The sequence below is a fragment of the Mucilaginibacter sp. P2_D11 genome, assembly GCF_056404435.1.
The window spans coordinates 130,266-145,490 of record NZ_JBFUEA010000010.1 but is presented as its reverse complement, the minus strand read 5'-3'; the positions used below and the strand labels follow the sequence as shown (position 1 = coordinate 145,490).

The window sequence follows — 15,225 nt, the reverse complement described above, 5'->3', positions numbered from 1 at the left end:
ATGCCTTACAAAGAACGAGAGATTAGCAAAGTGTACTATACCATGGGCGAGGTATCGGCCATGTTTGATGTGAACCAGTCGCTGATACGTTTCTATGAAAAGGAATTCGATGTGCTGCAGCCCAAGAAGAATAAAAAAGGCAACCGTTACTTCACCCTGGAGGATATCGAGAATTTCAAGATCATCTTCCACCTCATACGCGAGAAAGGCTACACCCTGCAAGGTGCAAAAGATTACCTGAAAACCAATATGGGCGACAGCCGCGATAACCAACGCGTGATAGATTCTTTGGAGAACCTGAAAAAATTCCTGCTGGAAGTACGCGACGAACTATAATATCTGCCGCAGATACGCTATTTTTATTCCCCATAAACCTTATTGCCCTGCCTTTTGCGGGTGCCTGATTTTGGTATGATAGCAAAACACAAAGGCGAAATCCCAGTCGTAATTTTATTACTCCCCTTTATTGCCGGTATTGTTGCCGGGCTTTATTGGCTGCGGGCCAACCTCATGCTGCTTTATATCACGGCCGCTGTGCTTATCATCGCATTCGTTATACTGAACCTCACCTACAGCAAACTGAGCGTCTATAAAATGCGCTGGCTCGGCGGGCTATTGCTTTATCCTATCCTGTTTTTAGCGGCATGGCTGCTTACGCTGCAGCACCGCGAACTAAACAACGCCGACCATTTCTCTAAAATACCTGCCCGTTACCTGGCTGTACGCATTAATACAGAACCCATTGTTAAGGGCGATGTAGTGCGCTTTACGGCAGATGCTGTGCGAGCTATCAACACCGGAAGCACCAGCCCTTGCAGCGGCACCTTGCTGGTTGCCATTAAAGACGCGCAAGCTACATATTTATCCTATGGCGAGGAGTTGCTCATCCCCGCAAAATTCGCCGAGGTGGAGCCGCCTTATAACCCCGGCGAGTTTAATTACAAGCGTTACCTGGCCAATAAAAACGTTTACCATCAGGCATATTTATACCCTCGGCAATACAAAGTATTAAGGGCGGGCCAAGGCAATCCGGTTATTGCTTTTGCCCTGCATGTCCGCCAGCGTTTAGTGGAAAAGCTAAAGGCGAATATGCATGATACCACGTCCATAGCCGTAGCATCTACCCTGATATTGGGTTACAAAGCCGATTTAAGTAATGATGTTATACAGGCGTACTCTAAAACCGGAACCATCCATATCTTATCCGTTTCGGGCGGGCACGTAGCTATTATTTATGCCTTGCTGGCCCTTGTGCTGGGCTTTTTGGATGGGTACGGGCAAGGTAAGTTGATCAAGGTGCTTTGCATCATCGTGCTCATTTGGGCTTATGCTTTGCTCACCGGTTTCTCCCCGGCCGTGAACCGTGCTGCCTTGATGATCAGTCTTATAATCTGCGGCCGAACCTTTGCACGGTACATCAATAGCCTGAATATCCTGGCTGCTTCGGCGTTTGTATTATTGTTGTGCGATCCCTTTTTGCTTACCGATGTGGGCTTCCAGCTATCGTACCTCGCAGTAGCCGGGTTAATAATAATACAGCCGGTAGTTTACGGATGGCTGGTTTTTAAGAATAAGGTTGCCAATTATCTTTGGAGCGCATGCTCGGTATCCATCGCTGCGCAGGTTATTACTTTTCCGCTCAGTGCGTTTTATTTCCACCAGGTGCCGGTTTACTTTTTACTGAGCAATTTGCTGATTATCATCCCTGTAATGCTGATTATGCATAGCGGCCTGCTCCTACTGTTGTTGCCGCAGCTTCCCCGTGTGTCGCGTATATTGGGTTATGTGTTAGAGCATAGCATCCTGCTGATGAATAAAGCACTGATCTGGATAGAACAAGTGCCATACGCCAGTATTGGCAAAATATGGTTGACCGGGCCGGAGCATTTAATGCTTTACCTACTCATTGTTGCCGGCTTTTGCTTCTTTTATAAGGGCAACAAAATCTATCTGAAACTTGGCTTAGCAACAATGCTGTTGTTCTGCATCAGCATCAGCCTGAAAAAACACGATGCCGACCAAACCCATTCCATCAGCTTCCTTAACCTGCGCAAGCATGTGGGCATCGTTTTCAAGAACGGTAGTAGCGGCGTGGTGCTTACCGATTTGGCCGATACAGACAAAACATTCCTTTATGCCGTACAACCCGGGCTGGATAGCATGCAGATCAGCAACTATACGCTACTTAAGCCCGACAGCAACCTGAGGTTGCCCTATTTCATAAAACAGCAAAACCTGGTGCAGTTTAACGATACCCGGATATTGCTTTTAAACCAAAGGTGGCAATTGCAGTCTATCCCCAGGCAATTAAACGTTCAATATTTGTACCTGAGCGACAATGTTTTAATTAACAAGAAAGCGACAGATGGACTTATGGTTATCGCCGGTGGCAGCAATTCGGATATTTATATTGACAAACTAAAAAATATTACTGTAACTTGTAAAATATTAAAGCGTAACAAATGCATCATAATCGCATCTAAATAGCAAATAAGTTTAATAACTTTATTGAAACAGCACACACTTACTTAACAAAACACCAAATTGAATTATCAAACTAAAAACATGAAAATTAAATTATTTACGGTTGCCATGGGCATTGTGCTTACCGCAACAGCTTTTAAAGCAAGTGCCCAAAAAGCATACACCGAAGGTTATGTTACCTACAATATGGATATGCGCGGCCAGGCCGTAGAAGCCAAACATTATTTCAGGGCAGATTCCAGCGCTATCGCGTTTTCTGCGGGCCCGGCAAATATCAAAGTACTGTCTGACGCTAAGCAGACTTTTATGGCCATTTTAGTAGATGTATCTATCGCTTCAATGAAAAAGGCAGCTGTTATGTCGCCTGCTGAAATTGAAGAGGCTGTTTCTAAAATGCCTAAATTAACATTCGCGCCCGGCACCGAAACTAAGGTTATCAACGGCTTCAACTGCAAAAAAGTGGTGGCAACCGATACCAAGACCAGCAAAACCTACGATGTTTGGGTAACCAACGATATATCGGTACCTGCTACAGCATTCTCTAAATACTATGCAGGTGCAGGTGGTTTCCCGATACAGTTCGCTAGTTTTCAGGATGGGCAAACTTCAGAAGTTATCGTAAAAAGCGTTACCGAAGCTAAATCTGCTCCAGGCACATTCGGCATCCCCGGCGATTTCGAAAGGATTACAATGGATGACCTTAAATCTCTCGGCGGCGGTATGTAATACCCCGCTATATAACATCAAACCCCGGTAATGGATAACGTTACCGGGGTTTATTGTTTTTAAGGGTTTGATTTACGATTAAGTTGAAAAAGCAATTAGCGATAAGGACCCGGAAAAATTAGTTGAATGTCTATACTGACCATCCTACCATCAAAATTCTAAATTGAAAACGGCGAAGCCCCGCACTCTGAAGGGGGAACTTTTGAAAAGCATTTCATTGTTTGTATATTTAAGGTGAGTATGAAACCGGTAGAAAAATATAAGCCACAAACAGCAAGACCTGTCCCTTGGGTTGAAATTGAAGAACATTACAGAAATTTAGTTGAAGATTATAACTGGCCTATTCAGAGTATGCTCGATCTGGTTAGGTATATCCGACGTACTCATTTAGAGGAAAGACTGTATGCTTACACATCTCACGACGAGTTAGTCGTAACAATCTATGATATACCCGAATGGAACAGGGAAGCATTGCATATACACCTGGATCCGGTATCGCTGATATGGAAGTTTCACTATTTACCAAAGCCTTATGAGTCACCGGAGGGGGAACGCTCATATCCAGAACAAGAGGGCATTAGTAAGTTTGTTAAATACATTGAAACGCTTAAATGGTGACTTCGGGCTAGGCAGCTTACCACGCCCTATCCCCCACCAGCGGCACGAACCTAAAGGTATCCAGCACAATTTTCTCGTAATTGTTTTCGCCGGTTTTTAATACGGTAACCATTTTTTGCGATTTTTCGTCGCCCACCGGGATAACTAATATGCCGCCTACGTTTAGTTGCTTCAGTAGCAGGTCGGGTACGGTGGGTGCGCCGGCGGTTACGATGATCTTATCGTACGGCGCATCGCTGGCTACGCCTATTGAGCCATCCCCTAAAAAGAATTTGGGCTGGTAGCCCATATAAGGCAGCACTTGTATGGTGCGCTCATAAAGCTTTTCCTGTCGCTCTATGGTGAATACTTTAGCGCCAACCTCCATCAATACACAGGTTTGGTAACCGCAGCCGGTGCCTATTTCCAGCACCTTATCGCCTTTTTTAATGTGGAGCAGTTCTGTTTGATAAGCAACGGTATAAGGCTGCGAAATGGTTTGCCCGGCCCCAATCGGGAAAGCGATATCCTTATAAGCCTGGTTCCAGAAAGTTTCATCGAAAAAGTAATGGCGGGGCACTTTGCCAATGGCAGTTAAAACGCGCTCGTCTTCGATGCCTTTTTTCCTAAGGACTTCCACTAAACGCTTCCTCGCACCCTGTTCCCTGTAATTATCAATAAACTTATACGCCATACACGATGCTAAGATAATACACGATTGAGCGATTAAACGATTAACACGATTTGATTTGCAGGCGTATTATTTTATTTGATTGATTAAGAGAAGATTTATTTTGCTGGTTTTTGCTTAGGGATAGATTTTCGGACGCAATCAGCCTTTTATTATAGACTCTTTTAAACTCGAGGCTATTGCCGCCAAAGTTTATAAGCAATCCATCGGCTATATTAAATATCTCGAGATAGTTTATTGCCTGATTTTTATGAATATCTTCTAGCTTTTCCGTTGCCTTCCTGAAATCCGTTGCCAATAATAGAATGTACTTGCATAGCACAACCAATTATTTTATGAGTGATTTGATTAATATCCATAAACCGAATCTAACCAAAATCCATTCTATAAAATCAAAAAAAAATCGTGTTAATCGCTAAATCCCTTAATCGTGTTTAATCGCTGTTTAGTAAGGATCTACATCCGGCTGCACCACGCTCCCTTTACTCAACTTCGTCGTGTGGAATTGCGTGATTACCTCTCTTAGCAAGGCTTTGGCTTTTACAATGGATATGCCATCGCGTTCAAACTTCAGCATAATGGTTTTGATGTAGAAATTACGGATGCGGTTAACGAGGGGCGGCTCGGGGCCAATCACACGGTCGCCGAAATGCTTACGGAGTTCGGTTGCCAGGTATTCGGCCTGGTTGTAGAGTATCTCGGGGTTCATGTGTTTTACATCGATGCTGATGATACGATAAAACGGCGGATAGTGGAAGCTTTTGCGTTCCTCCATTTCGGTAAGGTACAGATCGAGGTAATCGTTTTCTATCACCTGTTTTATTACGCGGTGGCTTGGGTCGTAAGTTTGTATAACCACCTTGCCCTGCTTGCCCCTCCGCCCTGCCCTGCCACTCACCTGGGATAGCATCTGGTAGCTGCGCTCGTTGGCGCGGTAGTCAGGGTATTTTAAAAGGCTGTCGGCGTTGATGATGCCTATAACGGTAACATCGGCAAAATCGAGTCCTTTGGCAACCATTTGGGTACCGATGAGTATATCTATCTTTTTTTCTTCGAGGTTATTGAGGATGGTTTGCAGCGAATTGCGCGAGCGGGTGGTATCCAGATCCATCCTGGCCAGCCGCACATCCGGCATCAAAACGGATAGCTCATCTTCTACCTTTTCGGTACCGAAGCCCTTATATTCGAGATGGGTGGAGCCACATGCCGGGCAAACGGCAGGCGTATCTTCCTTATAACCGCAATAATGGCAATGCAGCTTGGTGGTGTGCTTATGGTAGGTAAGGCTCACATCGCAATTGATACATTTTGGCGTATGGGCGCAAACCCGGCACATCAGCACAGGTGCATAACCCCTCCGGTTTTGGAACAGTATCACCTGCTCCTTGTTTTCCAGGGCCAGTTGCATATCGGCCATCAGCACACTGCTGAAATGCGATTGCATAGTTTTCTGTTTCAACTCCTTAGATATGCTTACTACCTCAATGGCAGGTAGCTGTACACCGCCGTAGCGTTCGGCAAGCTCTACCAGGCCGTATTTGTTAGTGCGTGCGTTGTAATACGTTTCGAAGGAAGGTGTTGCCGAGCCCAGCAGCACTTTGGCACCGTGCATATTGGCCAGGTAAATGGCCGCATCGCGGGCATTGTAGCGTGGCGCAGGGTCGTATTGCTTGTAAGAGGTTTCGTGCTCCTCGTCTACGATGATGAGCCCCAAATCATGGAAGGGCAAAAACACCGATGAGCGTGCGCCCAGCACCACTTTGTATTCGCCGCGCAGCACTTTTTGCCATACCTCTACCCGTTCGTTATCATTAAACCGCGAATGGTAAACACCTATAGTGCCCCCAAAATAAATGCGCAGCCGCTCTATAATATGGGTAGTTAGGGCAATCTCGGGCAACAAATAAAGCACCTGCCTGCCGGTGGCAATCATCTCCTCTATCAGCCTGATATATAACTGCGTTTTGCCTGAGGCCGTTACGCCATGCAGCAATACCACGTCCTTTTTCTCAAAATGCTGTCGCACTTCGGCCAAAGCATAGTGCTGCGCGGAGCTCAATTCAAACAAGCTGCTTTCTTCGGCATCTCCTTCATACCCAAGGCGGCTAATCACCTTCTGCTCGGCAAAAAACACTTCCTTTTCTATCAACGATTTTATGCTGGCTTCGCCCGCGCCGCTTTCCTCTATCAATTCGTTTTTGGCAACGGTTTTTTGCTGCCGCGATAGCTTCATATAGGCCAACAAGGCATCGGCCTGCTTAGGCGCGCGTTTTTCCAGTATCTCGAATAGTTCGCGGCGGTTATCGGGGTTAAGGTAAACCGGATTTAAAGTGATATAGGTTTTGCGGCGCGGCTTGTATCGCTCGCTTACTTCTTCAGATAGGATGATGATGTTTTTCTCGAACAGCGATCGCAGTATCGGCATCACCGTTTTTTGGCCAAGGAGTTTTACGATATCGCTCACCGTCAACTCCGGCTGTATGTCCAGCGCTTCGGTAATCAGGTACTCTTTATCGTTTAGCTGGGTTTTATCGTACTCATGTTCCCGGTTCAGCATTATCCTGGTTTCGCTGGCCAGTTTCAGTGCCGATGGCAGGGCGGCGTTCATTACCTCGCCTGCATTGCACATATAATATTCGGCCACCCAATGCCAAAAAGCAAGCTGCCTTTGGGTAACCACGGGGGCATCGTCCAATACCTCTATAATATATTTCGCCTCGTATTTTTCGGGCGCTTGCTCGCCAATGGCGGCTATAACGGCTGTGTAAAGCTTGCTTTTGCCAAACTGCACCACCACGCGTTTACCTACCGCAACAGCACCGTTCATATCGAAAGGTATGCGGTAGGTATAGTTAAGGCTGATGGCCAAAGGCAATATCACCTCAACAAAAAGCGTTTTACGGTTAGGCTGCTGTACCTCGGCAAACTCTAACATGGGCTTATTTATTGCGGAACGCAGCCAGCGCAAGCGTTATCCAGCCAATTATAAACAATAAACCGCCGAGAGGAGTAACCGGGCCAATGGCTACCAAACCAGGCATTTTCAATAAATCGCGGCAGGCCAGTAGATATAACGAGCCCGAGAAAAGCAATATCCCTAACGTGAAACACCAATAAGAGGCTACGATAAGATTATTTTTGAACCTGGCAAAGGTAGAGAGGAACAGCAAAGCGAAAACATGGTAAAACTGGTACTGAACCGCGGTGTGCCAAACTTCCAGCTGACGGGGCTGTAGCTTTGCCCCCAACGCATGAGCGCCGAACGCACCGCAAATAACGGCAATAGCACCCAGGAGTGCAGCGGTACTTATAATTTGTTTGTTCATGCAGATATAAAAGGCTAAGTTAACCAAATGAAAGTATTACTTTATTGTGGTACGGTAAAATTCTAAATTGCGGGCGCAAAGCCACATGAAAAGATTCATCCTATTTACGCTAATTCTCATTGTGGGCACCGGGTACTTTACGATTAAGTATTTCAAAAGCTTAAACTCGTCTGGCGTACACGCGGGCAACATTATGCGCACCATACCCGATAGTGCTGTAGCCGTTTTCGAGTTCAGTAACGATAAGGGTTTTTACGAAATCTTTACCGACAACACCCTGCTGGGCAGCCTGATAGGCGAACAAGCGATAAGCGAGCTGGATACCGTGCGCCAAACGCTCTTTGGCAACCCCGCGCTGCGGCAATTCTTCGATGGCAGTAACGTTTTCCTTTCGCTGCACCCCAATACAGGCCCGGAGCCCCAGCTGCTGCTTACCGCGGCCGCCGGGAAAGATTTCGAAATAAGTATCATTGATGCCCTGGCTAAGCAAAAAAAAACGGGGATGCTCATCACTTCGTTCACCATGAATGAGAAAAGGGGCTTTGTTATCTACTTAGCGTCGCTCAAAAAACGCTTCTATCTCCTCAATACCGAAGAAAATATTTACTCGGCAAGTTTTTCTAAAGAACTCATAGCCCAGGTGGCCTCCCCCCGGAACGATAAGGAAACCTCGGCCTTCCTGCTCTTGCCCGATCAGCAAAACTCAAATTCGCTTGCCAACCTTTACATCAATTACAGCCAGCTATCGCCGCTTTTCGATAAATTGTTCAAAACCAAAAACAACGATATCTTCAAAAACTTCCGGTTGCTGCCTGCTTCAGCTGCACTCAATCTCAATTACAAAGCAGATGCGCTGATGTTTAACGGCTATACCAAAGCAGATGCCAACAAACCGACCAGCTACCTCAACCTGTTTATTGCCCAGGCACCTGTGGAAAACCAGCTGAAAGAGATTTTCCCTTCCACTACGGCGTATGCCATCAATATGGCGGCATCCGACCCGGAGAAATTTATGCACGATCTGAGCACCTTCCAGGATAAGGCGGGGCTGAAAACCGACCGGGACACACTGCTGAAAAGAGTAAAAGCCGAGACCGGCATCAACCTAAAATCAGAACTTAGCAAACTGCTAGGCAAAGAGTTTGCCGTAGTCACTACTCGTTACCGCGAGAAATTTGCTCTGATAACCGTAAAAGACGGCTCAAAACTGCGCCCCTTTATGGTAAACATCAGCACAATGATAAACGATGATACCGGCGAATTAAATTACAACAAGCTGCCTTATTTCCTGTTCGGCGATGCCTTCAACATGTTCCGCCGGCCTTATTTCAGGATATTCGATAATTACCTGGTGCTCGCCAACAGCGTTAAGGAGTTGGATAGCTTTGCCGATAGCTACCTTAACCGTAAATTCATGAGCAAAACAGACTCATACCAGCGTTTTGATAATCTGATGGCCGAGCGCAGCAACGTAACATTCTTTATCAATTTCAAAAACGCCCGCATGATATTGAAAAACGACCTGAAGGATAGCGTTTTCTATGCTTACGAAAACAACAAGCTGTCCTTGCAGGATTTCCAATCGGCATCGTACCAGCTCACCGCCACCGATGGCAATTTCTACACCAACTTTTGCATGCTACGAAACCAGCGCGACACTACCCTGAGCGCAAAAAACGGCCAAAACCAACAATAAATACAACCCTTGCCGCTGTATTCCGTTAAAGGAGCATATTACTGGCGTAGTTTAACGCCAAGTGAAATTTGAATGATATATTTAAAGGCATTAACGCGAGCAAAGAATACGAAGCGATTTATGAAGAAATTTTTATTAGCATTTCCCCTGCTGTTAATTACTGTACACTCCTTTGGCCAACAATTTTCGCAATACAATACCGGCACTTTATATGATTCTTTCGAGAACCCGTCTCGTGGCACCTTCATCCCCGATTCCAGCCGCAAGTTTGCTTTCAACTTCCTGCTGCCCAATTTATCTACCAATTCGTTCTTAACGGGCAATTCGCAAATCCCATTAAAATCAAGGGCATTTTTAGGTTATTATACCACCACCAACCTAACACTTAACCAGGGGCGTATGAACCGGGTAAATGGCAACATCAACTACTACTCGCTGATGTTCAAGATGTTTACCAACCTGGAGGGCAATGCCGAAATCGGCATATCGGCACAAAGCAAAATAGAGGCCCGCGGCCTTTTCAGCGACGAAACTATAGCCCTGTACAACGGCCCAAATGCCTTTGCCGACGACCATTACGACAACATCTTCAATAACCAGGGTACTTACCAGGCCTACCATCAGCTTAGCTTTACCTATCGCGAAAAAATAAACCGCGACTTGGCCCTGGGCATAAAGCTTAGTGCGTTGATGGGTATCCGTTACCAAAAGTTACAAACTAACACTTCGGCGCTGGATATAGACCGGGCGGCCGACCAGGCAATTGTTGCCATGACTGGCAGGTACCACCTTAATTATAACCCGGGACCGTTTACCGGGCGCGATTATTTGCCAACGTTCCGCAACCCGGGTATATCCGCAGGCTTTGGGGTATCATTCCGCACGAGGGATGCATTCAACCTGCAGTTCAACCTTAAGGATCTGGGCTTTATCCACTGGAGCAACCGATCCAGCGTGTATAATTTTGCCGCTACTGATACCATACCCCAATTTTCGTCGAACCAGCGCGAGCACAACATCTACGAAACGGCCAGGCACATCACCAAAACCAACGACAAAATCGGCGGTTTCATCACACCCACCAACGGCAAAATAGAGATAAGCGCAAACAGAACCTACTGGCTCGATTATAACAATCAGTATAAATATTCGCCAACGTTCATTATCTCTAAAGAGGTGTTTTTTGATGGCGTAACGGCGGCGCTTGTAAACCCCGTGCAATATAAAAACTACACGATAACGCTTACCACCAGCTACAATAATTACAAAATATTAAGCGTGGGCGGCCAGTTTATGATAAAAACGCCCAATGTGGAGTTTTTTGTTGGGAGCGAGAGGTTGATACCAACCGCAAGTCTGGCATTGGCATCAACAAAAAACACAGGCCAGATAAATCATAGCGCGGCTTATACCGGCGAAGACATATTCATTGGCGCAACTTTTAAATTCGGCCCGCTGATAGAACATCCGCTTAACGCCAGCTACATCCCTCTCGAGAAAAAACCGGGTTTCTTCCGCAGGATATGGAACCGCCTGTTTGGTAGTGGCGACGATTATTAGGCGTTCGCCTTTTTGCCGGCGATAAAATCTTTAAGGTAATAAGGCTCGAAGTAAGCCACATCTACAAAATCCCGAGCGAGGTATTTTTCGGCAGCTATAGCCGTGAGGTGTGCCGCAGAATTGGCAAAGCCGGTGCGGAAATTAGCATTAGGGTTACCACTTAAAGCCACGCGGCATTTATCTGCACCATCGCCAAAAAACAATATTCTATTATCGGCCAATAAATCCGCAAAGCTATCTCCATTTACTATTTCGGCTGAGGTGGGTTTAACCACATCACCCTGCTGATCAAATATAGCCGTAAACACTTCCATACGGCGGGCATCAATCATAGGGCATAATAGCATATCGCCTTCAGCATCTGCAATACCTTTAGCCATAGCCGCCAGGGTATCTACCGATATCAGCGGTTTATCCAGCGCAAAACATAAGCCTTTTGCAGTAGAAACACCAATACGCAGGCCCGTGTATGAGCCGGGCCCACAGCTTACTGCAACAGCATCCAAGGCATCGTAACCTATACCCGCATACTTTAGCAAACCATCTATATACAGCGTTATTACCTCGGCGTGTATATTACGTTGGTCTATCTCTTTAAGGCCCAATACCTGCCCATCCCGGGCTAATGCTACCGAGCAGGAGGTTGTTGCTGTTTCTATTTGTAGTATGGTTGCCATCTAAGTCAAAATTAAAAAGCCAAAATTAAAAAGCAGACAGTCGATTTTTGACTTTTTACTTTAAACTTTTGACTTATTTATGGTACCGGATCATGCCCGTGGCCGCCCCACGGGTTGCAGCTGGCTATGCGTTTTATGGTGAGCCAGCCACCTTTAAATGGGCCGTATTTTTTAATAGCCTCTGCCCCGTATTGCGAGCAGGTGGGCGTATAACGGCACGATGCCCCGGTTATAGGCGATATAAAGTACTGGTAAAACTTTATCAGCAGCAAAAAAACACTGCCGATAAGGCGGGCAAATATATCCCACAAAAACTTCATTTGATTACCTGCCCCCCAAGCTGCGCCAAAAGCTTAAGCATTTTTTTTTCGATAAGGGCGTAATCGGCCAGTTCTTTGCCAATGAAGCCAATAGACAAAACGATGCGTTTATCGGCATCGGCCAGTACATCATATAACAAGGCTTGTTTGTTGAGGCGATAAGCCTCGCGCATGCGGCGCTTGATTACATTACGGTCTACAGCGCGTTTGTAGCGCTTTTTTGCCACCGAGAACACTACCTGCACGGGGAATTGCTGCGCGTTATCTACAGGCATCCAGGAGGCCCGGAAGGGGTAACACAAAAAAGAAGAACCGTTATGAAAAAGCCCGTCTATAAGCTTCTTATTACATAACCGTTCTTCTTTTTTAAAAGTATGCATAGTTGTTAGTGCTGAACCTAAATTAAGCTTGTAACCGGTTCGGCCCCTTATTTATTTTAATAAGGAAAAACAACCAGTATATTAAGCTTTGTGGGTGCGCTCGTCAGAAACTGACAATCTTTTGCGGCCTTTGGCTCTTCTTGCTGCTAATATCCTCCTGCCGTTAGCAGTTGACATGCGCTCACGGAAACCGTGTTTATTCCTTCTTTTCCTTTGTGAGGGCTGAAACGTTCTTTTCATGGCTATATTTTATTCTTATTATGCTTAATCTTCGTCCTAAAAAACAAGAGTGCAAATGTAGCGTATTTTTTAGTTTTTTCAAATAGAAATGTTGTTATTTGATAACGCGTATTTATTAACATATTAACATAGCCGCTTATCACATGAAATTTACCGCCTGCCTGTTGCTAATATTGCTTCCTCTGGCCGCCTTTTGCCAGGACCCTATGGCCGCCCATTACAAAATATACAATACAGCCAAAAATGCCCCCGCCACGCTGGATGATGTAATTAATGATATGGAGAAGAGCGATGTACTTTTCTTCGGCGAGGAGCATAATGATAGCACAGGTCATTACCTGGAGGCCGTACTATTTAAGATGCTGGCAGCGAAATACCCGGCTAAAACAGCGCTATCAATGGAGATGTTCCAAACCGATTGCCAAACGGTATTGAACGAGTACCTGGCCGGCTTTATCCGCGAGAAGAACCTGATTACCGAGGGCCGCGCCTGGAAAAACTATAAAGATTACCGCCCAATGGTTGATGCCGCCAAAGACAATAACCTGCCCGTTGTTGCTGCCAATGCCCCTACCCGCTACACCAATATGACTACCCGTGTTGGGCTTGGCGACCTGCAAAAATTGGATGCCACCGCCAAAAGCTGGCTGCCACCCTTACCGATAGATACCGCAACCGGCCGCTATTACGATAAATTCGGCGAGGTGATGGGCGGGCACGGCGGGCCTATGCACGTTTTCCAATCGCAAAACCTTTGGGATGCTACCATGGGTTACAGCATTGCCAAATTTTACAAAGCTCATAAAGATTTCAAGATAATGCAGGTAAACGGCGGTTTCCACAGCGAAGAAAAACTGGGTACCGTTGCACAGCTAAAGAAGTACGCGCCTAAAATAAAGGTAATGAACATACAGGCCTACGCCGATGATAACTTCGACAAGCCCGATTGGAGCAAATACGCCAAATTTGGTGACTATATAATCCTTACGGATCCTAAACTGCCGAAGACCTTTTAAAACGAAGGAGCGCTGAAAAGCGTTTTTACCGCCGCGTCATTGCGAGGAACGAAGCAATCTCCCGATAAAAAGAGCAACTTGCATAGTGAATTGTCCTGTGTAGAGATTGCTTCGTTCCTTATGATGACGTGGTGGAGTTTTTCGTTTTCACTCCTCAAAATTAATCAGCGCAGCATATTTCTTAGGCGCTACCTCGCAGTAAGCTACTTTTAACAGCTCGGTACACAACTCAGGTTTGGCAGCATTCAGGTCGATGTGCGTCCAGCCAAGTTTGCCCCACTTATTAGGTACGGGGTAAACACCGTTGCCTTCGGCAAGGCAAAAGATATCCTGGTCGGTTGGCGACAGCTTCACCGTAGCACGATTTGCCGTTTCATTCAGCGTGGCAAATATTTTTTTAGCTATTTTGAACGAGTTGTTTTCGAAATGCGCATCCTCTATCGCATCTGGTAGCGATAATGCTTCACGCCTTAAAAAATCTACACTTACCATTTTATTTGAACCCCATTTCGTTGATAAGCTGTTATATCACAAAGTTCCGGGTCGGTTGATGAACACAACATTGTAACTGTATCTGAGGTTTGTAGCATGTCATCCGCGTCTCTAAACTCTTGGGTGTAAAATCGGTTGTTAAACCGATAATAAACAACAGCGTAATTAGCGACAGTGTGTTTTACAGTTACCTGGCTAAATCCTACGACTATTCCCTTTGTAATCAGCCCGTGCGCTGCAAGTTCGTATTTTTGATAAACCCATCTCAATACATACGCTGCTAAAACGCAACCAACTATTAGCCCTGTGTAATTAAAGATAATCGAATTACGAAGGTCATTTGATGTCTGGCCATGTAACCTAACGGCAGTTAAAATTAAAAATCCTCCACAAATACCAACCAAAGACCATGCTCCATAAGGCGAATTGTAACGATGCGAATAACATATAAATACGCAAACACTTACAAGGATCAGTGCCTTTACGCTTCCCGTAAGTATCCTTTTGGTTGTCACTACTTCTTCGCAGCCAAAATATCCCTTATCTCGGCAAGCAATACTTCTTCTTTACTTGGTGCAGGCGGCGCAGAAGGTGCTTCTTCCTCTTTCTTTTTAAGGGCGTTAATGGCCTTTATTGCAACAAATATGCAAAGCGCAATAATCAAAAACTGGATAATGGCATTAATTAACAGGCCGTAATGAATGGCTACTTCGGGTACTTTCGCCACGGCATCTGCCGGGGTAAGTACAATTTTTTTGTCGGCGAAATCTACACCGCCCGTAAGGTAAGCGATAGGCGGCATGATCACATCAGACACTAAAGACGTGACTATCTTACCAAAAGCAGCGCCGATAATTACACCGACCGCCAGATCAACCACATTGCCTTTCACGGCAAAATCTTTAAATTCTTTTACGAAACCCATAATACAGATATTTATATATTTTTAAAGTTATCAATATTTATCCCACGCCTCCAAACAAATTAATACAAAAAGCATTTACAACATTACGCCGGTTA

17 protein-coding genes are annotated in these 15,225 nt (G+C 45.6%); 7 read left to right on the top strand and 10 right to left on the bottom strand.

Going from position 1 to position 15,225, the window contains the following annotated elements; translation table 11 throughout:
• From AC1DXC_RS17025 to AC1DXC_RS17010, 4 genes are all read left to right on the top strand, one after another.
• Positions 1-336: a MerR family transcriptional regulator gene (locus AC1DXC_RS17025; RefSeq protein ID WP_477460366.1), complete on the top strand. Its 336-nt coding sequence runs from the start codon at positions 1-3 to the stop codon at positions 334-336.
• Between the two features lie 75 nt (positions 337-411).
• Positions 412-2,487, top strand: a complete 2,076-nt coding sequence (locus AC1DXC_RS17020) for a ComEC/Rec2 family competence protein (protein ID WP_477460365.1) — start codon at positions 412-414, stop codon at positions 2,485-2,487.
• Positions 2,488-2,565: 78 nt separating this feature from the next.
• A complete protein-coding gene (locus tag AC1DXC_RS17015; protein WP_477460364.1) occupies positions 2,566-3,210 on the top strand; it encodes a DUF4412 domain-containing protein in 645 nt (214 codons plus the stop codon).
• 240 nt (positions 3,211-3,450) lie between these two features.
• Positions 3,451-3,828, top strand: coding sequence for a hypothetical protein (locus tag AC1DXC_RS17010; RefSeq protein WP_477460363.1), 378 nt, complete (start codon positions 3,451-3,453; stop codon positions 3,826-3,828).
• A 16-nt stretch (positions 3,829-3,844) separates the two neighbouring features.
• Here the strand turns inward: AC1DXC_RS17010 and AC1DXC_RS17005 are convergent, their stop codons facing one another.
• The 4 genes from AC1DXC_RS17005 to AC1DXC_RS16990 all read right to left on the bottom strand — a co-directional run bounded on the left by AC1DXC_RS17005 (position 3,845) and on the right by AC1DXC_RS16990 (position 7,824).
• Positions 3,845-4,501 (bottom strand): protein-L-isoaspartate(D-aspartate) O-methyltransferase, encoded by a 657-nt coding sequence (locus tag AC1DXC_RS17005; RefSeq protein WP_477460362.1) that lies wholly within the window; start codon positions 4,499-4,501, stop codon positions 3,845-3,847.
• A 40-nt stretch (positions 4,502-4,541) separates the two neighbouring features.
• Complete coding sequence (locus AC1DXC_RS17000) at positions 4,542-4,820, bottom strand: GxxExxY protein (RefSeq protein WP_477460360.1); 279 nt, start codon at positions 4,818-4,820, stop codon at positions 4,542-4,544.
• A gap of 123 nt (positions 4,821-4,943) precedes the next feature.
• A complete protein-coding gene (priA, locus tag AC1DXC_RS16995; protein ID WP_477460359.1) occupies positions 4,944-7,433 on the bottom strand; it encodes a replication restart helicase PriA in 2,490 nt (829 codons plus the stop codon).
• A 4-nt stretch (positions 7,434-7,437) separates the two neighbouring features.
• Positions 7,438-7,824 carry a DUF423 domain-containing protein gene (locus AC1DXC_RS16990; protein ID WP_477460358.1) on the bottom strand — a complete coding sequence of 129 codons (387 nt, stop codon included), beginning with the start codon at positions 7,822-7,824 and terminating at the stop codon, positions 7,438-7,440.
• Between the two features lie 85 nt (positions 7,825-7,909).
• Between AC1DXC_RS16990 and AC1DXC_RS16985 the strand changes: the two genes are divergently transcribed.
• Together AC1DXC_RS16985 and AC1DXC_RS16980 are read left to right on the top strand one after the other, a co-directional pair.
• Positions 7,910-9,520 carry a hypothetical protein gene (locus AC1DXC_RS16985; RefSeq protein WP_477460357.1) on the top strand — a complete coding sequence of 537 codons (1,611 nt, stop codon included), beginning with the start codon at positions 7,910-7,912 and terminating at the stop codon, positions 9,518-9,520.
• A gap of 120 nt (positions 9,521-9,640) precedes the next feature.
• The gene (locus AC1DXC_RS16980) at positions 9,641-11,080 is read left to right on the top strand and encodes a DUF5723 family protein (protein WP_477460356.1); all 1,440 of its coding nucleotides are present in this window, start codon (positions 9,641-9,643) and stop codon (positions 11,078-11,080) included.
• On the opposite strand, the gene tsaB is transcribed toward AC1DXC_RS16980, so the two are convergent.
• The 4 genes from tsaB to rpmH form a co-directional block, all read right to left on the bottom strand.
• Positions 11,077-11,757: a tRNA (adenosine(37)-N6)-threonylcarbamoyltransferase complex dimerization subunit type 1 TsaB gene (gene tsaB / locus AC1DXC_RS16975; protein ID WP_477460355.1), complete on the bottom strand. Its 681-nt coding sequence runs from the start codon at positions 11,755-11,757 to the stop codon at positions 11,077-11,079. The genes AC1DXC_RS16980 and tsaB overlap by 4 nt on opposite strands.
• A 77-nt stretch (positions 11,758-11,834) precedes the next feature.
• Positions 11,835-12,077 carry a membrane protein insertion efficiency factor YidD gene (gene yidD, locus AC1DXC_RS16970; protein ID WP_477460354.1) on the bottom strand — a complete coding sequence of 81 codons (243 nt, stop codon included), beginning with the start codon at positions 12,075-12,077 and terminating at the stop codon, positions 11,835-11,837.
• The gene (gene rnpA / locus AC1DXC_RS16965; protein WP_477460353.1) at positions 12,074-12,457 is read right to left on the bottom strand and encodes a ribonuclease P protein component; all 384 of its coding nucleotides are present in this window, start codon (positions 12,455-12,457) and stop codon (positions 12,074-12,076) included. Before rnpA ends, yidD begins: the two co-directional genes overlap by 4 nt.
• 81 nt (positions 12,458-12,538) lie before the next feature.
• The gene (gene rpmH, locus AC1DXC_RS16960; protein ID WP_133234571.1) at positions 12,539-12,697 is read right to left on the bottom strand and encodes a 50S ribosomal protein L34; all 159 of its coding nucleotides are present in this window, start codon (positions 12,695-12,697) and stop codon (positions 12,539-12,541) included.
• A gap of 143 nt (positions 12,698-12,840) precedes the next feature.
• Between rpmH and AC1DXC_RS16955 the strand changes: the two genes are divergently transcribed.
• On the top strand, positions 12,841-13,713 hold the full coding sequence (locus AC1DXC_RS16955; protein ID WP_477460352.1) for a ChaN family lipoprotein: 873 nt from the start codon (positions 12,841-12,843) through the stop codon (positions 13,711-13,713).
• Between the two features lie 147 nt (positions 13,714-13,860).
• Here the strand turns inward: AC1DXC_RS16955 and AC1DXC_RS16950 are convergent, their stop codons facing one another.
• Complete coding sequence (locus AC1DXC_RS16950) at positions 13,861-14,205, bottom strand: MmcQ/YjbR family DNA-binding protein (protein ID WP_477460351.1); 345 nt, start codon at positions 14,203-14,205, stop codon at positions 13,861-13,863.
• Between the two features lie 514 nt (positions 14,206-14,719).
• Complete coding sequence (gene mscL, locus AC1DXC_RS16945) at positions 14,720-15,130, bottom strand: large-conductance mechanosensitive channel protein MscL (protein ID WP_477460350.1); 411 nt, start codon at positions 15,128-15,130, stop codon at positions 14,720-14,722.
• Between the last annotated feature and the right edge of the window lie 95 nt (positions 15,131-15,225).

Coding starts and splice junctions, on each gene's coding strand:
- AC1DXC_RS16980 (WP_477460356.1), top strand. CDS start 9,641: ATGAAGAAATTTTTATTAGCATTTCCCCTGCTGTTAATTACTGTACAC.
- AC1DXC_RS17025 (WP_477460366.1), top strand. CDS start 1: ATGCCTTACAAAGAACGAGAGATTAGCAAAGTGTACTATACCATGGGC.
- AC1DXC_RS16955 (WP_477460352.1), top strand. CDS start 12,841: ATGAAATTTACCGCCTGCCTGTTGCTAATATTGCTTCCTCTGGCCGCC.
- AC1DXC_RS17020 (WP_477460365.1), top strand. CDS start 412: ATGATAGCAAAACACAAAGGCGAAATCCCAGTCGTAATTTTATTACTC.
- tsaB (WP_477460355.1), bottom strand. CDS start 11,757: ATGGCAACCATACTACAAATAGAAACAGCAACAACCTCCTGCTCGGTA.
- AC1DXC_RS17005 (WP_477460362.1), bottom strand. CDS start 4,501: ATGGCGTATAAGTTTATTGATAATTACAGGGAACAGGGTGCGAGGAAG.
- AC1DXC_RS17010 (WP_477460363.1), top strand. CDS start 3,451: ATGAAACCGGTAGAAAAATATAAGCCACAAACAGCAAGACCTGTCCCT.
- mscL (WP_477460350.1), bottom strand. CDS start 15,130: ATGGGTTTCGTAAAAGAATTTAAAGATTTTGCCGTGAAAGGCAATGTG.
- AC1DXC_RS16985 (WP_477460357.1), top strand. CDS start 7,910: ATGAAAAGATTCATCCTATTTACGCTAATTCTCATTGTGGGCACCGGG.
- AC1DXC_RS16950 (WP_477460351.1), bottom strand. CDS start 14,205: ATGGTAAGTGTAGATTTTTTAAGGCGTGAAGCATTATCGCTACCAGAT.
- AC1DXC_RS16990 (WP_477460358.1), bottom strand. CDS start 7,824: ATGAACAAACAAATTATAAGTACCGCTGCACTCCTGGGTGCTATTGCC.
- priA (WP_477460359.1), bottom strand. CDS start 7,433: ATGTTAGAGTTTGCCGAGGTACAGCAGCCTAACCGTAAAACGCTTTTT.
- rnpA (WP_477460353.1), bottom strand. CDS start 12,457: ATGCATACTTTTAAAAAAGAAGAACGGTTATGTAATAAGAAGCTTATA.
- AC1DXC_RS17015 (WP_477460364.1), top strand. CDS start 2,566: ATGAAAATTAAATTATTTACGGTTGCCATGGGCATTGTGCTTACCGCA.
- rpmH (WP_133234571.1), bottom strand. CDS start 12,697: ATGAAAAGAACGTTTCAGCCCTCACAAAGGAAAAGAAGGAATAAACAC.
- yidD (WP_477460354.1), bottom strand. CDS start 12,077: ATGAAGTTTTTGTGGGATATATTTGCCCGCCTTATCGGCAGTGTTTTT.